This is a genomic window from Paraliobacillus sediminis (assembly GCF_003426055.1).
In genome coordinates this window covers 294718-310479 of sequence record NZ_QJSI01000002.1, presented here as the reverse complement: position 1 = coordinate 310479, position 15762 = coordinate 294718, and the positions used below count along the sequence as shown (strand labels likewise).

Annotated in this window: 16 protein-coding genes; 1 reads left to right on the top strand and 15 read right to left on the bottom strand. The window is 35.0% G+C overall.

Annotated features, from left to right (window positions below; all coding sequences use genetic code 11):
- Positions 1-58 precede the first annotated feature (58 nt).
- The 5 genes from D2K60_RS07615 to D2K60_RS07595 all read right to left on the bottom strand — a co-directional run bounded on the left by D2K60_RS07615 (position 59) and on the right by D2K60_RS07595 (position 5750).
- On the bottom strand, positions 59-823 hold the full coding sequence (locus tag D2K60_RS07615; protein WP_162880732.1) for an alpha/beta fold hydrolase: 765 nt from the start codon (positions 821-823) through the stop codon (positions 59-61).
- Between the two features lies 1 nt (position 824).
- Positions 825-2369, bottom strand: coding sequence for an FAD-dependent oxidoreductase (locus D2K60_RS07610; protein WP_117169420.1), 1545 nt, complete (start codon positions 2367-2369; stop codon positions 825-827).
- A gap of 139 nt (positions 2370-2508) precedes the next feature.
- Positions 2509-3741: a peptidase U32 family protein gene (locus D2K60_RS07605; protein WP_117169419.1), complete on the bottom strand. Its 1233-nt coding sequence runs from the start codon at positions 3739-3741 to the stop codon at positions 2509-2511.
- Between the two features lie 15 nt (positions 3742-3756).
- Positions 3757-4683 carry a peptidase U32 family protein gene (locus D2K60_RS07600; protein WP_117169418.1) on the bottom strand — a complete coding sequence of 309 codons (927 nt, stop codon included), beginning with the start codon at positions 4681-4683 and terminating at the stop codon, positions 3757-3759.
- A 92-nt stretch (positions 4684-4775) separates the two neighbouring features.
- Entirely contained in the window at positions 4776-5750 is a 975-nt protein-coding gene (locus D2K60_RS07595) for a P1 family peptidase (RefSeq protein WP_117169417.1), read from the bottom strand.
- Between the two features lie 90 nt (positions 5751-5840).
- Here D2K60_RS07595 and D2K60_RS07590 point away from each other — a divergent pair, with 90 nt between their 5' ends.
- Positions 5841-6119, top strand: a complete 279-nt coding sequence (locus D2K60_RS07590) for an acylphosphatase (RefSeq protein WP_117169416.1) — start codon at positions 5841-5843, stop codon at positions 6117-6119.
- 55 nt (positions 6120-6174) lie between these two features.
- Here D2K60_RS07590 and D2K60_RS07585 read toward each other — a convergent pair whose 3' ends face one another.
- The 10 genes from D2K60_RS07585 to D2K60_RS07540 form a co-directional block, all read right to left on the bottom strand.
- Positions 6175-6414, bottom strand: coding sequence for an indolepyruvate ferredoxin oxidoreductase subunit alpha (locus tag D2K60_RS07585; protein ID WP_117169415.1), 240 nt, complete (start codon positions 6412-6414; stop codon positions 6175-6177).
- 70 nt (positions 6415-6484) lie between these two features.
- Positions 6485-7030 carry a histidine phosphatase family protein gene (locus tag D2K60_RS07580; protein WP_117169414.1) on the bottom strand — a complete coding sequence of 182 codons (546 nt, stop codon included), beginning with the start codon at positions 7028-7030 and terminating at the stop codon, positions 6485-6487.
- Between the two features lie 93 nt (positions 7031-7123).
- Positions 7124-7333 (bottom strand): DUF6501 family protein, encoded by a 210-nt coding sequence (locus tag D2K60_RS07575; RefSeq protein ID WP_117169413.1) that lies wholly within the window; start codon positions 7331-7333, stop codon positions 7124-7126.
- A gap of 77 nt (positions 7334-7410) precedes the next feature.
- On the bottom strand, positions 7411-8469 hold the full coding sequence (locus D2K60_RS07570) for an AbrB family transcriptional regulator (protein ID WP_117169412.1): 1059 nt from the start codon (positions 8467-8469) through the stop codon (positions 7411-7413).
- Positions 8470-8555: 86 nt separating this feature from the next.
- Complete coding sequence (gene msrA / locus D2K60_RS07565) at positions 8556-9518, bottom strand: peptide-methionine (S)-S-oxide reductase MsrA (RefSeq protein ID WP_117169411.1); 963 nt, start codon at positions 9516-9518, stop codon at positions 8556-8558.
- Between the two features lie 67 nt (positions 9519-9585).
- Complete coding sequence (gene vrrA, locus D2K60_RS07560) at positions 9586-10143, bottom strand: VrrA/YqfQ family protein (RefSeq protein WP_117169410.1); 558 nt, start codon at positions 10141-10143, stop codon at positions 9586-9588.
- 175 nt (positions 10144-10318) lie between these two features.
- Positions 10319-10816 (bottom strand): GNAT family N-acetyltransferase, encoded by a 498-nt coding sequence (locus D2K60_RS07555; RefSeq protein WP_117169409.1) that lies wholly within the window; start codon positions 10814-10816, stop codon positions 10319-10321.
- Positions 10817-11441: 625 nt separating this feature from the next.
- Positions 11442-11909, bottom strand: coding sequence for a GNAT family N-acetyltransferase (locus tag D2K60_RS07550; RefSeq protein ID WP_117169408.1), 468 nt, complete (start codon positions 11907-11909; stop codon positions 11442-11444).
- 445 nt (positions 11910-12354) lie between these two features.
- Complete coding sequence (locus tag D2K60_RS07545; RefSeq protein WP_117169407.1) at positions 12355-12603, bottom strand: DUF2584 family protein; 249 nt, start codon at positions 12601-12603, stop codon at positions 12355-12357.
- Between the two features lie 50 nt (positions 12604-12653).
- Positions 12654-15761 (bottom strand): AAA family ATPase, encoded by a 3108-nt coding sequence (locus D2K60_RS07540; protein ID WP_117169406.1) that lies wholly within the window; start codon positions 15759-15761, stop codon positions 12654-12656.
- Position 15762 lies beyond the last annotated feature (1 nt).

Below are 15762 nucleotides of genomic sequence, written 5' to 3'. Positions count from 1 at the left end.
TAAAATTAAAAATGAAAAGCCTGAATATTCTTATTGTCAGAACTTTATGCGTATTGTTTTATTTAAAATGGATTTGCATAAAATGCCTGATAAGCTGGTTAAATGATAGCCAATTCTTTGTTGGTAATTGATGAAACGCATTTGAAACAAAAGTGAATTTTATATTCGGATTGTTTTGATAATACTTCTTATGCATGTTGATCCAATAAGCGCGCTGCCCATATGTGAAAAGGCTCGGACAGTTAATACCATCAATCCAATTTCTCACATCATAGTGATACGTATCCTTATAATATGCATACCAATGATCAATATTGGTTTTCATTGTATGGTCAAATAGTACACCTTTATATACCTTATTTCTCGCATTGCTAAACGCCAAAATTTTCGCTAATTTTTCAGGATTCTTTTTAACCATATATAACCCAAACTTATACATAAAATCTAAACCTAAAGAACCTATTTTCGGATAAGCTCCAGAAATAAGGAGCCCTTTTACTTTTTTAGGAAACAAATGAACAAAAGCCTGTGCTATCGTGCCACCTGCTGAATACGCACATATAATCACTTCCTCTATATTTTCTTTTAATAAGATCTGGTTAATTTCAATAACATATTGGTTAACAATATCTGCACTTAATGTTGAAATAGAACTGCCATGTCCACTAAAGTCTGGTAGTAGCAAATGGAATTCATCGGCGAGTTTTTTCTGATAATCAAATACACGTCTACCTAAACCTGGTGGGTGAATAAATAGAATCGGCAATCCTTTCCCAATGCTATCGTAGTAAACGATAGTATCATCGTATGTTACAGATTCCATTTCATTCCCCCTCTTCATTAGTTGGTAGTTTTTGCAATGGTTTGTGTGCTGGACCTTCAATTACTTCTCCATCTATTGTAAAACGTGATCCATGACAAGGACAATCCCATGTATGTTCTGCTTTATTCCAATTAACCTCACATTTCATATGTGGACAGGTTGTATCTATATGTTGTATCTTTCCTGTAGCATCACGGTAAACGCCAATTCTTTTTCCTTTCTCACGAATAACGGCCGCTTTATTCTGTTCAATTTCATCTAATTTGTCTTCAGGAATTTCTAACTTACCTTTAATCATATGTTTAGCTACATCGAAATTCTCTTTAATAAAATTCTTTACATCAGGATCGAAGTCAAATCGTGACGGCTTAAATAACGATGTATACGGATTTTCTTTATTTCGAATAGTATCTGACAGTATCATCGCAGCTACAGTTCCGTTAGTCATTCCCCATTTACGATAACCTGTAGCAATAAGTACATTCGGTTCATTTGCTGTTACCGCTCCAATATATGGGACTTTATCTATTGTAGTCAAATCCTGGGCAGACCAACGATATTTGTAGTCCTTTATTCCAAAATTCTGATTCGCGAATGTTTCCAATTCTACATGATGATCATTAGTTTCTTTTTCCTGTCCTGTTTTATGCCTTTCACCACCAATTAACCATACTTCCTCCCCTTCATCCATCGTTGTTCGAATCGATCTTGTTGGTTGCTCTGCATTAATGTACATACCACCAGGGAATTTCTTATTAGCTGTAATAGCAATTAAATAAGAACGTTCAGGATGAATCCTAGAAAAATATAACCCTTTTTTATCATAGAAAGGATAATGCGATGCCATTACAACGTGTTTGCACGTTATTTTTTTCTTATCTTTTGTATGAATTGTTGGATTCTCTCCAAAATCTATATCTGTTGCAGTTGTATGTTCATAAATAGCTACACCATTATCTGTTGACGCTTTAACTAAATGATTTAAATATTGCAAGGGATGAAATTGTGCTTGGTTTTTCATTACTAATGCGGACTTCATCGGTATATCTAACGGCATTTCAGTGACGATCTCACCTTCAATACCTAATTTCTGATAGGCATTATTTTCATCTTCTATAGCCTTCATCTCGTTTTGTGAGTTTGTGTAAATGTACGCATCTTCTTCTGCGTATTCACAAGAAATATTATGCTTTACTATCGTGTCTTTTATCTGCTGTTTTGCGTCTATTGCGGCTTGATAATATAATTTTGCTTTCTCCTCGCCAAAGTGTTGGATTAATTCATGATAAATCAACCCATGTTGTGCAGTTACTTTTGCGGTTGTATACCCCGTTGTACCACTTAAAATCGTATCAGCTTCTAGTAGTGCTATTTTATAACCTTCATTGCGTAAAAGATATGCAGTTGTAATACCAGTAATTCCAGCACCTACAATAGCAACATCCACCTCTATGTCTTTTGTTAATTGTGTAAATCCAGGAAAAGCAGCAGTATTTCTCCAATATGATGCTGTTTCAGTGGGCACCTGATATGATTTTTCATTCATTTTCCAAACCTCCTATACTTCATTTCGTTTATTATTCACTAGTAAGGTTAGATTCATGTAAAAAAAAGACTTGAATTTACTCACATCAGAAAAAAGCACCTATATCTCTTTTTAAAGAGTTATAGGCGCTTATCTAAGTTTATTTGCTTTTTCGCATCATATCGTAATAGCGTAATGGCTGATCGACTTTAATTTTTGTCAGCATCATCGCATGTTTGGCACGATCAATGGATTGTCCATCTTCATCCCATATTTCAGTTATTTTTTGTTTGAAATGATAGAAGTTCGGACCAAAAAATTCAATTTCATCACCAACAGCAAAACTATTTCGTTGTTGGATCGTTGCAATCTGTGTCTGTTCGTCATAATCTAAGACAAGTCCAGAGAAATCATATTTTTGAATCCGATCTGGTTTTCCAAATAATTGATCTTTTTCAGTCGGTTCATTGTAATAAAAGGCAGTCGTTAAAGAACGCTGTGCCGCTTTCCATATCTCGTCTACCCACTCTGGATCTAACTGATAGTTCTCTGGATCTTCATAATACGTGTCAATAATCTTACGGTAGACATTCACAACAGTTGCTACATAGTGAATACTTTTCATCCGACCTTCAATTTTCAAACTATCGACACCGGCAGCTAATAAATCTGGTAAATGTTCTACCATGCTTAGATCTTGCGAGCTCATTGTATAAGCTTCTTCTGTTTTATCTGTAATACTAACAGCACCATCGACACCATCTTCAAACAAATCATATTTCCAGCGACAAGATTGCGCACAACCACCTCTGTTTGCGTCTCTTGCAGTCATATGATTGGATAATACGCATCGTCCAGAATAAGAAATGCACATCGCACCATGAATAAATGTTTCAATTTCTATATCAACTTTTTCTTTCATTTCTTTTATTTCTTCAAGTGTAACTTCACGTGCTAATACAACGCGTGGGATACCTTCCTTTTTCCAAAATTCTACAGTGCGCCAGTTGACAATTGAAGCTTGCGTGCTAATATGAATTTCTAATTCAGGTGCTCCTTCTTTACATGCTTGAATTAAAGCAGGATCAGCAACAATAACCGCAGCAATACCAACTTCATATAACTTCTTGAAATACGCCTGTGCACCCTCTAAATTTTCGTTGTGTGCAATAATGTTAGCTGCAACGTAAACATTCGCTCCATATTGTTTGGCAAAAGCAACGCCTTCTTTCATATCTTCAAATGAAAAGTTTCCCGCTTTCGAACGTAAGCCAAATTGTTTTCCACCAATATAAACAGCATCTGCACCATAGTGAATCGCGAATTTTAATTTTTCTAAATTACCTGCGGGTGCTAGCAATTCCGGTTTTTTATGTTTTGTATGATTATCCATGATAGACACCTCTTATTAATATATCTGTTCTTTGAAATAAAAACCTGTATTTAACTTTCGCGCTTCTGGTTGAATTTTATATAATTTTTGCTTCCAACCAACTTTTTTCAAATGGTACGTTACCGGATCTTCAAGATACGTATCAACTGCATCTCGATACATTGCAACTACCTCTATATTGTAAGACCTACTATGTAGCAAGCCATTAATACGTAAGCCATCCATCTTGGTATCCAACACGTGTTCTAACTGATCGATCATGCATAAATCCTCATTACTCATAATGTGCGTGCCATTCTCATCCTCGTAGACAGGATAATGTGTATCTTCTTCTTTTGTTTCTTTTAAGTGAAAGGACAGATCAGGATCATATGGAAGATCTATATGTGAATAATAATTGCGAACAAGTTTTCGTTTAGATTGAAAAATACATGTCATGCCGTGTACTTGCACCTCAATAGGAAAGGAAAGTTCTTTCTTTATCTCTTTGATTGCATCTAATGCTAACTCATTAGATAAAATCGCACGTTTTATACCTTTCTGATGCCAATACATTAATGTTTGATAATTAGTTGAGAGTGTTTCTGGATTCCATGTAATCGGAATTTTATGCTCTAATTCCTCCATAACAGTAAAAATCGAAGGATCACCACAAATAATTCCATCGACCTGCAGCTCGGCTAACTGATTTATATAAAGCGGTAAGGTTTTTAAAATTGCATTATGAAAAATAGCATTTACTAAAATGTACACTTTTTTATTCGCTTGATGCAGGTAGCTAGTCGCTTCCGCAATATCAGCTATTGAAAAATCGCCTGCTACACGTAACCCGTAGTGTTGATGTCCAATAATGATTGCGTCGGCTCCTGCGTTAGCTAAAGCTTTGACTTCTGTTATATCTCTTGCTGTTACAAGTAGCTCTGGTTGATACAATTTATCCATGTTTTCACCTCAAAAATACAGTCTACATTACATTATGAATACTGTTTAAAATTCCATCAGTGATATTTGTCACAATTAAACATACTTTTTATTTACTTTTGGTTTGTTTCCTGATAGCTGGGTTGACCAAATAAAGAAGTTGCCTGCTTAACAGCACGTATAATCGCTTGTTCTACTACTTCTACTGCAAGCATACCAACAATATTTAAATCCACCTTAACTTGGTTTGAAGTCATCGCGAATAACGTGTCTCCATCGACTAAAGTATGAGAAGGTCGCATCGTCCTTGCCATACCATCATGAGCGATAGATGCTATTTTGTTCATCTCTGCTTTCGTTGCTTTAGCATTTGTTAGTATGGTACCTATTGTCGTATTACTTGAGAAACGATTCGTTGCCTTCTCTAATTGATTTAATAACTGTTTCTCGGTATTTAAATAGATACCTTTTTCTCGGTCAAATACACCGGCTAGTATTTCGTTTGTTCTTGGATCAATTATGTCACCAAAGCTATTGACTGCAATAATAGCACCAATTTTTAAGTCTCCTATTTGCACAGCATAGGTCCCAATTCCACCCTTCATACTGTAAGAAGGTCCAAGGCATTTCCCAACAGTTGCTCCCATGCCAGCGCCACTATTCCCTTGCAACAGGTCTTGCGTATTTTCGCTATTTAAGCACGCTTGGTAACCCATTGCCGCATCAGGACGAATATTCGCTTCACCAATTGCTAGATCAAATAGAATTGCACCTGGTACAATCGGTACCTTTGCAACTTGGACATCAAAACCTATCTCTCTTTCTTCTAAATAGCGCATTACACCAGTTCCAACATCTAGACCATAGGCACTCCCGCCACTCAAAAAAACAGCATGGACTTGATCAACTATGTTTTCTGATTTTAATAAATCAGTTTCTCTTGTACCAGGTGAACCACCGCGAACATCAACACCTGCAATTGCTCCATTCTCAGAAATAATCACCGTACAACCAGTAGCTGCTTGCTCGTTTTGGGCATGACCAATTTTAAATGATTCTATTTCGTTTATAGTAATTTCATTATGCATCAAAAGTTCCTCCTCGATATTTTATAAAAATTAGTTTAAATTGATGATATAAAGTAAATAGTTAAATAACAACTGATATGGGGTGAGAATATGAATAAATTAGGTGCACACATGCTTGTTAGTGGCGTAGTACAAGGTGTCGGTTTTCGTGTTACAACTCAAATGAAGGCAACCGAAATGGATGTGTACGGATGGGTGAAGAACCTAGCTGATGGAAGAGTAGAAATCGAAGCTGAAGCTGAAGTCGAAACCTTATATAAATTTATTGATTTAATTAAAAAAGGTCCAAGAAAGTTTATTACAGTAGATCATGTAGAACTAACGACATATCAAGATTTAAAAGGCTATCAGAATTTTAAAGTTGTATAGATAAAAAGCCGCGTATTTTCAAATTATGAAATACGTGGCTTTTTATCTATACTATTTATTTTTCTTCAAAAAATTTACGGTTTAAAGCGATATATTCATGTTCCTTATCTGGAACTTCATCTTCCATAAAGATTGCTTCTACCGGACAAACCGCTTCACACGCTCCACAATCAATACAAATATCTGGATCGATATAAAACATATCTTTCCCTTCTTCTATACAATCAACAGGGCAAACTTCTTCACATTCGCCTGCTTTCTCTTCTATGCATGGTGACGTTATTACAAAAGCCAAAAAATACTCCTCCTTTAAAACATAACTACTCTGTTATCATATCACAAATATAAATTTGACCCAATATATTTTACCATATATGCTCAACTGCATAAACGTCTGCTTCTTTTTGAATAACAAAAACATCAGGAGTTGTTAACGTCTTCCAATTAACAAAACCAAATTCTTTTTCGAATTGTGAAAGTAATAACGTTAATAAATTGCCATGTGTCACAATAGCAATTTGCTCATGTTCCTCATCTTCTAGAGCTTGTTGTAAGACTTCTAAACCTCTTTTTAGTGCATCATTGGACGACTCACCACCAGGCAATCGAAAATCAAGGTCAGAGAATGATGTCTCCAACACATCAATCCAGTCATCTATTGGTTCATCGCTCAGTATTCTTTCTTGTAAGCGACGATCCTGTTCAATTGAAATATTGTGCTCATCTGCATAAGGTTTAATTGTTTCAATTGTCCGCATAAATGGACTGGATATAATCCTGTCCAATTTAATTGGTTGTTTATTTAAAAATGCCGCTAAACGATGTGCTTGATTAACGCCACTTTGCGTTAATGGTGAATCTTTATGTTGCCCTTCTGCCTGACAATGACGAATTATTATAAGTTGTTTCACTACATCATCTCCTAAAAAGGGTTCAGTATATTTTCATACGTAAGTAATGGGAACACAAGTCTGATCAGTAGGTCTATTTTGTTTTATTTATGATTAAATTATTTTTTCAGTGAAATACTCTTTCCTAAAGCCACCAACGCGATTTGTATTATCTACTATAAAATAAAATTCATCTGTTTCATTTTTAACGTCATAAATTTTCTCAGGTGTTAAGACATGATTTACAACAAACTTTTTTGCATCTGCATGTACACATTTGATTTGTTTTACTGTAACATTATTTTCCCAATTTAAGTGGATCATGTTTGCACTCCCTTCTTCTATCTCTAAGAACAGTACGATACTCTCTTAGTTTATCACGTTTTCTATTAAAAAATAAGCTATTGATTTCTAGATTGCACAAACTTTGGTAAAATAAGTTGAATGATAACTGGCACGAGTAGCACAATTGTTAGTAATCTAATCGTTTGTAATGAACTAACAATAGAGGAATCACTGCCAACTGACTGAGCAGTTAAAGCCATTTCAACTAAACCTCCGGGAGCAAAACTTAGCATTGCAGTAGCTAGATCCACCTCTGTATACATGCTGAATAAATAGCCAAAACTACCTGCCACAACGATTAGCAAAACAGATAGTAAGAAATAAAACAAAGCGAATTTCCCTGCCTTTTGTATATCTTTCAAAGAGATAGAGCAACCCAAGTAAATTCCTAAAGTAAGTTGTGCAAAAATATAGAATCCATTTGGCAAGATAAATAATTGAATCGGCAGTATTTGTAAAGCACCAACTAGTAACATTGGAATAATAACCAATCCTGCAGGTAGTCTTTTCTCAAATGCTAAAGCAATAAAATAAATCACCACATACAAGATTGCTGTCCAAATTGAACCTTGGTTCTCAACAACATTTGACTGTAATACAGTTGAATTAACTGGTACAAAATAATGTGTTGCTGCAAAGGGAACGATCAGTAGTACAGATAATAAACGAATGGTATGAAAAATAGTTACTAATCCAGTATTACCCTTTACTGCGTCACTTAATGCAATAATTGCCGATAAACCGCCAGGAATACTACCGAGCATACTTGTAATAGGATCAATAGGTAACCACTTGGCTAATAAATAGGAAGCTACTAAACTAATAGCAATCAACAAAAGAGTAAAAAATTCATAAGGGATAATATAAGGCAATATATCAGTAAAGGTCGTAGCAGTGAATGTCGTTCCAATCTGTATACCCATAATCGTGAAACTTACTTTACGTAATGGTAAAGAAGCTTGCATCTCTACTTGTGTAAATAATTGAACGATAAAAATACCTACTAATGGTCCTAATATCCAAGGCAACGGAACCTGTATCCACATAAATAATAAGCCAATAACGAAACCCACTAGGTAACCTGTTCCTAAACGTTTTATGTAAGGTAATATCATAAAAATCCTTCTCTCAATCAATTCAGCATTGTTTCATTATAATATAAAATGACCTCCTACCACAAAGTAGTACGAGGTCATTTATCTTATTTGAAAAGCGGTATTAAATATTCATACCCTTCTTCTGCTAATTTTTCTTTCGGTACAAAACGCATCGCTGCGGAATTCATACAATAACGCATCCCACCCGCTTCTACTGGTCCATCATCAAAGACATGACCTAGATGAGAATCTGCATCTGCACTACGAATTTCAATTCTTCTCATGCCATGTGCCGTATCAAGATTTTCTTGTAATTGGTTACGATCTATTGGTTTGGTGAAGCTTGGCCAACCACAGCCCGCATCGTACTTATCTTTAGAAGAGAACAAAGGTTCTCCGCTTACGATATCTACATAAATGCCATCTTGTTCTAAATCATAATATTCATTTTGATACGGTGCTTCGGTTCCCTTTTCTTGTGTTACCTGATATTGAACCGCTGTTAATTTCTTTTTTAAATCTTTCTTATCGTATTTAGGCTTCCAATTGTTCTTAATGAAATCTGCTCTACCAGAACCTTTTTTATATAATCGATAATGAAAGCCCTGTTTTTTATAATAATCCTGATGGTGCTCTTCCGCCCGATAAAAAGTAGAAGCTTCCAATATTTTCGTTGCAATTGGCTTTTTAAATTTACCTGATGCTTCAAGTTCCTGCTTTGACTCTTCTGCAAGTTCTTTTTGTTCATCCGTATGGTAAAAGATAGCTGTCTTATATGAATCGCCTCTGTCATTAAACTGTCCACCTGGATCGGTAGGGTCTATTTGACGCCAGAACAGTTCAAGTAACCGCTGATAGGAAAAAAGACTCGGATCATAAGTAATTTGAACCGCTTCGACGTGACCTGTTGTATCAGAACACACTTCTTCGTATGTGGGATTTTCTGTATGTCCACCTGTATAGCCTGACACAACCTTTTCTATACCTGGTTGTTCGTCAAAAGGTTCGACCATGCACCAAAAGCACCCACCCGCAAATGTTGCTACTGCTTTATTTAATTGATCCACAGATCATTCCTCCAATAATTAATAGTGTTTGTACACAGGTATAGTTTAATTCTTTTTACTGTTGTTTTCAAATATATAGTTTGGGCTTTGAACTTTGTGCCTTTGTTTGCTGTTTTGATTTGGCGTTCATTTCTGTTTCAATATGATAAAGGTCATCCGATGATTCATTAATTGCAACTTTTGCTCTTTTTTCAATCGATTCAACTTCTTCACTTGTATTTATCACTGTCTCATTGTCAACTTCATCCATATCAAGATTTGTATCCGCTTCGTCACCCTCATCATCCGACTCTTGAAATGCTTTTAATAAGGCTAACATCGATGGTATGTTTTTAACCATTGGCCCGTACTGTTGAATCAATGGTGTAACAGATTGCGTCATCTTTAGGACTTGTTGAATATTGTTTAATGTTCCTGTTACACCGGATCCACCACCTGTATTTTGCAATAGGTTAGTAGGTAAATATTTTTGTAGCATACCCATTAGACCCGATTTCTCTACTGGAGCAACTTGGGTAGGTATACCTCCTTGTTGAAATGGAGCCCCCCAATAATCAAATGGTTGTCTGCTAGTTGGTGGCATTAATTGTTGTGTTGGAGGTCTACCTTGGAACCCTGAAACCATAACAATCCCTCTTTTCTACTGATTTTGCTATGATATTGTACGCTCTGGAATAAAATCTGTGTAGGTCAGATGTACATGAAAAAGTCGTTGATTAGATTAACGGATTGATTCCGTTATATATCGCAAAAATAATCCAGTTCAATATGAATTGGGTTACCCGTTAGTTGTAGATCATCTAGTTTGAAAAAATGTTATATTTCATTGTCGAAGATGTTCCTGATGTACCACATTTCCCAAATCCAAGTTTCTTATAAAGTTGCACTGCTTGAGTATTATTAGGGTCAACACTTAAAGAAAGTGATGTATAACCATCCCTAGAAGCTGTCTCAATTAACCTTTTCATAAGTAAAAGACCAATTCCTTTACCTCTTACTTCATTAGTTACTGCAATACCTAGTTCAGGAGTTTCATCATCAATATAACCATAACCTTTTTGATTTTCTGTGAAAAGGCGATACCATGCTGCACCAACAGGAATATTATTCTCGTTATAAGCAATTAATGCTCTATCACCTTGTCTTATCCAACTCTCGCTATATTTTTTCATATTCAAGGAGTATAACAGTTCTTTTTTAGAAGGCTTATTTTGGGGAATATGAATAGATTCATACATCATATCCATTAAAAACTCTAAATCGTTTTCACTTTGTTCAAAACTTCTAATAGTTATCAAAAGCCATCACCTCGTTTGTTTTATACTAGTTCATGCACGCTATACAGAGAAAGATGTTGATTAGTTATTTGGTTCAATAACTAATCTTACCAGTATTCTCTAAAATAAAGTCATAACTTAGTGAGATAGGTTTTATAAATTCACTTTGCTTCTCTCCCGAAGTGATACCTATTTCTCCGAACCTGTCAGCCATAATGTCAGCTGTCGAGCCAACGATTTCTAAAGATAGATTGCTCGAACATCCAGCCAATAATATTAATATTATGAGAATCCCAGTAAAAAACCTCATAAAATTCCAAATTATAATTATTTTTCTTCATTATTCATATAATGTATATTAATTATTCCAGCACAAATAATAGAATCGACTACGCCTTGCTTAACTACTGCACCCGTTAGCTTTAATATAAGTTCCACTATTCTGAGATATAAGGAACAGGTGTATCTTGTTTCTCCCAATTACTTAGGTCTTCATTTGTTTCGATTATTTTTATCCAATAATTACCAGACTGTTTATCAAAGATGATAATGTTAGATTCATTTGGTGATACAAATTCTTACCTAAACTGTTCTTGTTGTGTCTTTTCTTCCACTTCCTGAACAAACACACACTTTAAGTACAGAACTAAAATTCTTTCTTCATTGAGACTACTTTAATATTTATAGCGTTTGGTTTATGTACAACTTCTTCACTATAAACATCATAACCTATGGAATTATATAGCTGTATATTCTTAGAAACTGTCATACGGACTTTACATAATATAGTAGTTACATCGACTTTCTTTGCATAGTCCTCTAAAGACGTTAATATCTTTTTTGCAATACCTTTTCCTTGTTTTTCAGGAATAACTGACAAACGATAAAAATATAAACCCTCGTCTTTAAATTGAAATCGCACCATACCAACTGGATTATTTTCTTCAAAAGCTATCAATGCCTTTTCCCCTTTTCCTAAAGCGGTTGAAACCGACTGTACAGTTTCTTCTAAAGCACTCGATGGCGGGGTTTCATTTTTATATTCCATAAATGCCTTAATCATTAAATCATGAATTAATGCTGCATTAAAAGATATAGCAGAATTTATTACCATGTTCCCACCTCTTTTTTGTAATGATTATCCATTCTAACTTTTTTTCATACGGAAGCGAAGCATTAAAGTTATTTTAACAATTTTAACAATTTTAACAATATATTTTAACATAAATATCCTAGTTCAATTAAAAATCCAATCAATACTTTAATAAATGAAATTGGTGATTTTTGCTTTCCCGAGTACCATTACAATTCAACAAACATTATGGTGTGTAATTTCTATGATGAATAATGTACTAATTGTTTTATACCAACAAAAAAGCACCTATCAAATTAAACTTCAATTTGATAGGTGCTATAACTTACAATTTCTCTGTTTGTGATAACCACCGGAATCCATTGGCATTGGAAGGAATCCATCCTTTTTGAATATTAGCTGAATTATTTCCTGGGTAAGCGCAAAATGCCTGCTTATCTTACATAAAAGTAAAAGCAACATGTCATTAATTGACGCTATAAAGAGAAAGAAGTTGATAGGTGCAAATTGTTTGTCCGTCTTTCCAAGTTAATTCGATAACTTTACCAAAACCTATTTGATCTGATTCCTGATGGCGTCTAATTTCCATCCGTTCTTGCATGGGAAATAACCAATAACCTGCTAGTGTAATAGAAAAGTGATTCTCAAGACCTTCCACGCGTCTTTCTTTTGCATCTGTTACCAGTTTAGTTTCTATTGTAAGCGGCATCGTCATATAAATCCCTCCGTTCTATTTTCTTTCATTATACAGTAAAATGGTATCTTTTAAAAAGTAAAAACTGCATGTGATCCTTGTGCAGAAGGGGTGATTTGTAATTTTGCGTATATTTCCTCTTTTAATTGCGGTACATGTGAAATGATTCCTAACACACGATTAGATTGTTGCAGCCCTTTTAGACACTCTATTGCTTGCTCTAAAGAGAGTTCATCCAACGTACCAAATCCTTCATCAATGAATAGTGTTTCTAACTGTACGCCACCAGAATGTGCCTGTACAACATCCGCCATTCCTAAAGCTAAGCTAAGTGCTGCTTTAAATCCTTCGCCACCTGAGAGTGTTTTAACAGAACGCTGTTGCCCCGTATGTTGATCCATTACCTCTAAGTCTAATCCACTCTTAGCACCACGTTTGGCGACTTCATTACTTCGAATCAGTTGATAACGATTTTCCGTTAACTGGTCCATCCGGATATTAGCCTGTAATAGTATTTCATCTAAGAAGGAAGATAACACATACCGTTCAAATGATAATTTTAAATGATTGGTACCACGGGCAAGGTCGGCTAATTCAGCAATGTCAAAATATTTCTTTTCATATATTTGTTGCTCTTTCACTAATTTTTGAACTGTAGTATGGAGCTTTTCATGTTGTTGTATCTTTAATTCAATTGCATGAAAAGATTGGTTTGTCTCTTCTAGTTTCTTTGTATGTTGATCAACTGTTTCTTTTAGCTTCTCAAGATCTGGTTCTGTTTGATTGTTTAATTGTTCCGTTAATACATCTAACCGTTCTGTGATCTTTTGTTTCAATTGCGTATAGTGTTCGATTTCATCTTTTAACTTGTTCAACTGTTCGGTTGATTTTTTTGCTTCCTGATAACGAAGCGTACTCGTGAAACCAGCTTCTTCAACTTTTTGGGTGAAAATCGCTTGCTGTGCATCTTTTCTTTGTGCTAACTCTGCAGTAAATTTTTCAATAGAGATAAGGTTTAACCGCGCTTCCTCACGTTGTTGTTTACTATCTTCCCATGCCTTTTGTTGTTGTTCCCATTGTTTAAACCATCTATCCAATGCTTGTTCTGTCTTTTGAATATGTTCTTGCCATTCATCTATCGTCATTGATTGATCTGGAATATCCGCTTTTAATTGCGTTACTTGCGTTTCAATTATTACTTGCTCATTCTTCGCTTCTTCTAATTGTTTCTTTTCCGTATCCAGCGCATTATTTAACTTTTCTATTTCCTTTGTAATATCTTGTTTCTCTAATTCCGCTTTTTCTAAACGGGTGACTTTTATTTCTTCTTCTTTTAATGCTTGTTTTTTCTTTTCTACTTTATCAATTGTTTGCTCAGTTAATTCTTTTAATGTTTCTTTATTTAGCTTATCCAATACAAGATTAAATTCAGAAGCTAGATTCTCAACCATATCTCGTTTCGTTTCACCTTTCGACTTTGCGTGAACATAAGCATCTTGCCATTTTGGTAATTCTTCCTCTAATTGAATCAAAACATTTTGTTCCTTTTTAAAAGCTTCTTCTGAAATTACAGCCGCTTCTATATTTGCTTTAGCTGGGTGGTCTGTTGAGCCACAAACTTGGCACGCTTCTCCATCGTGTAAATGACTTGCTAAAACATACGCATGATTTGTTTGCTGTTTTACTTCCATTTCTTGCAGCCGTTTCCGTTGGTCTTTTATTTGTTGATTTATAGTCATATAGCTGTTTTTTACTTGTTTATAGTCCATACGCAATTCCTCTAAAGCAAGGAAAGATTCTAACAACGTTTGACTTTTTTTATCTGACTCTTGTGCTTGAGCTAATTCTTTCTCTACTTGATAATAAACTTTTGTTTGTTGGGATTGCGTACGTAAGAATTCTTCTAGTTGAAGAAGAGCTTTTTGCTTATCTTCTATTACTTTTGTTGTGGATTGCACTTTATCATTTATTTGCGTATATTTTTTATGAGCCGCTTCTAATGCGATTTTCCGTTGTGTGTACTGGCGTAACTTTTCAACTTGCTTTTTCTTTTCACCTAGTTGGACAAACTCTTCTTGTTTTTCTTTTTCCTGTTGCTTCTGTACATTATATTTCTCTGTCATTTCTTCAAAAGCTTTTTCGAGATTTACCAACTGCTTATTTTGGGTAACAACTTTATCCTGTTGCTCTTTCCATTCTTGTCGTCGATCAGCTGCTTGTTTCTCATATGGGAGTACTGTATTCGCTCGTTCTCCTAACGATAGAGCTTGCTTTTTCTCTTCTATATCTGGCTTTTGCTGCACTACATTTTTCTTTTCTTCACTCAATTGTGCTTTCTCTAAAAATTTATCTGCGATCTGTTTCCCGTTGAAGAAAGCTTCTTGACTCCGTTCACGTTCTTTCTTTTCTTCTGTAATCATTTTTTTTAATTCTATAGATTTCTCTTTATCTACTTTTATTTTGCCATGTAGTGCTTCTATCGCGTTATTAATTGTTGATAGATCTACTAGAGCAGGATCATCCCATTCTATTTTGTTCATTTCCTGTGTTACTTTCCACTCGGTTTGTTCTAATTTTTCTTTTACATCTTTCGCTTGTGCTTTTAAAGCTTCTGTTACATCTTGATAGAAATACGTCCTAAATATTTTCTGTAAAATTTCTTCCCGCTCGTTACTGTTTTCAGCTATTAACTTACGAAACTCTCCTTGAGGAATCATAATCATTTTACGAAATTGATCATAATCAAGACCTAGCATCTCTTCAATTGTTTCATTAACGTCTTTAATTTTTGAATGAAGTAACTGTTTTTCACCGTCTTCAATCTGATAAAGTTCAGCAAGTGCGGGCTCCTCTCGAAATCCTTCGCCTCTTTCTTTTGGCTTTTGCTGTTTAGGTTGGCGATATACAAAATAGGTTCTCTCTTTCAATTGAAAGGTAAAAGAAACTGCGGTTTTGTCATCAGGCGTAGCAAAATGACTACGAAATGTATCATGATCGCGTTCACTACCACTTGCTTTTCCATACAATGCAAAACAAATCGCATCAAATATCGTCGTTTTACCAGCACCAGTTGGACCTGTTATCAAAAAAATAGATTCATTGCCTAACTCTCTGAAATCTATCTCTTGTTCCGCTTTATATGGACCAAAAGCAGATAGCATAATAGATACAGCCCGCATC

What these genes read in the sequence shown, in the direction of transcription:
- D2K60_RS07615 (WP_162880732.1), bottom strand. Translation starts at nt 823, where the DNA reads ATGGAATCTGTAACATACGATGATACTATCGTTTACTACGATAGCATT.
- D2K60_RS07610 (WP_117169420.1), bottom strand. Translation starts at nt 2,369, where the DNA reads ATGAATGAAAAATCATATCAGGTGCCCACTGAAACAGCATCATATTGG.
- D2K60_RS07605 (WP_117169419.1), bottom strand. Translation starts at nt 3,741, where the DNA reads ATGGATAATCATACAAAACATAAAAAACCGGAATTGCTAGCACCCGCA.
- D2K60_RS07600 (WP_117169418.1), bottom strand. Translation starts at nt 4,683, where the DNA reads ATGGATAAATTGTATCAACCAGAGCTACTTGTAACAGCAAGAGATATA.
- D2K60_RS07595 (WP_117169417.1), bottom strand. Translation starts at nt 5,750, where the DNA reads ATGCATAATGAAATTACTATAAACGAAATAGAATCATTTAAAATTGGT.
- D2K60_RS07590 (WP_117169416.1), top strand. Translation starts at nt 5,841, where the DNA reads ATGAATAAATTAGGTGCACACATGCTTGTTAGTGGCGTAGTACAAGGT.
- D2K60_RS07575 (WP_117169413.1), bottom strand. Translation starts at nt 7,333, where the DNA reads ATGATCCACTTAAATTGGGAAAATAATGTTACAGTAAAACAAATCAAA.
- D2K60_RS07570 (WP_117169412.1), bottom strand. Translation starts at nt 8,469, where the DNA reads ATGATATTACCTTACATAAAACGTTTAGGAACAGGTTACCTAGTGGGT.
- vrrA (WP_117169410.1), bottom strand. Translation starts at nt 10,143, where the DNA reads ATGGTTTCAGGGTTCCAAGGTAGACCTCCAACACAACAATTAATGCCA.
- D2K60_RS07550 (WP_117169408.1), bottom strand. Translation starts at nt 11,909, where the DNA reads ATGGTAATAAATTCTGCTATATCTTTTAATGCAGCATTAATTCATGAT.
- D2K60_RS07545 (WP_117169407.1), bottom strand. Translation starts at nt 12,603, where the DNA reads ATGACGATGCCGCTTACAATAGAAACTAAACTGGTAACAGATGCAAAA.
- D2K60_RS07540 (WP_117169406.1), bottom strand. Translation starts at nt 15,761, where the DNA reads ATGCGGGCTGTATCTATTATGCTATCTGCTTTTGGTCCATATAAAGCG.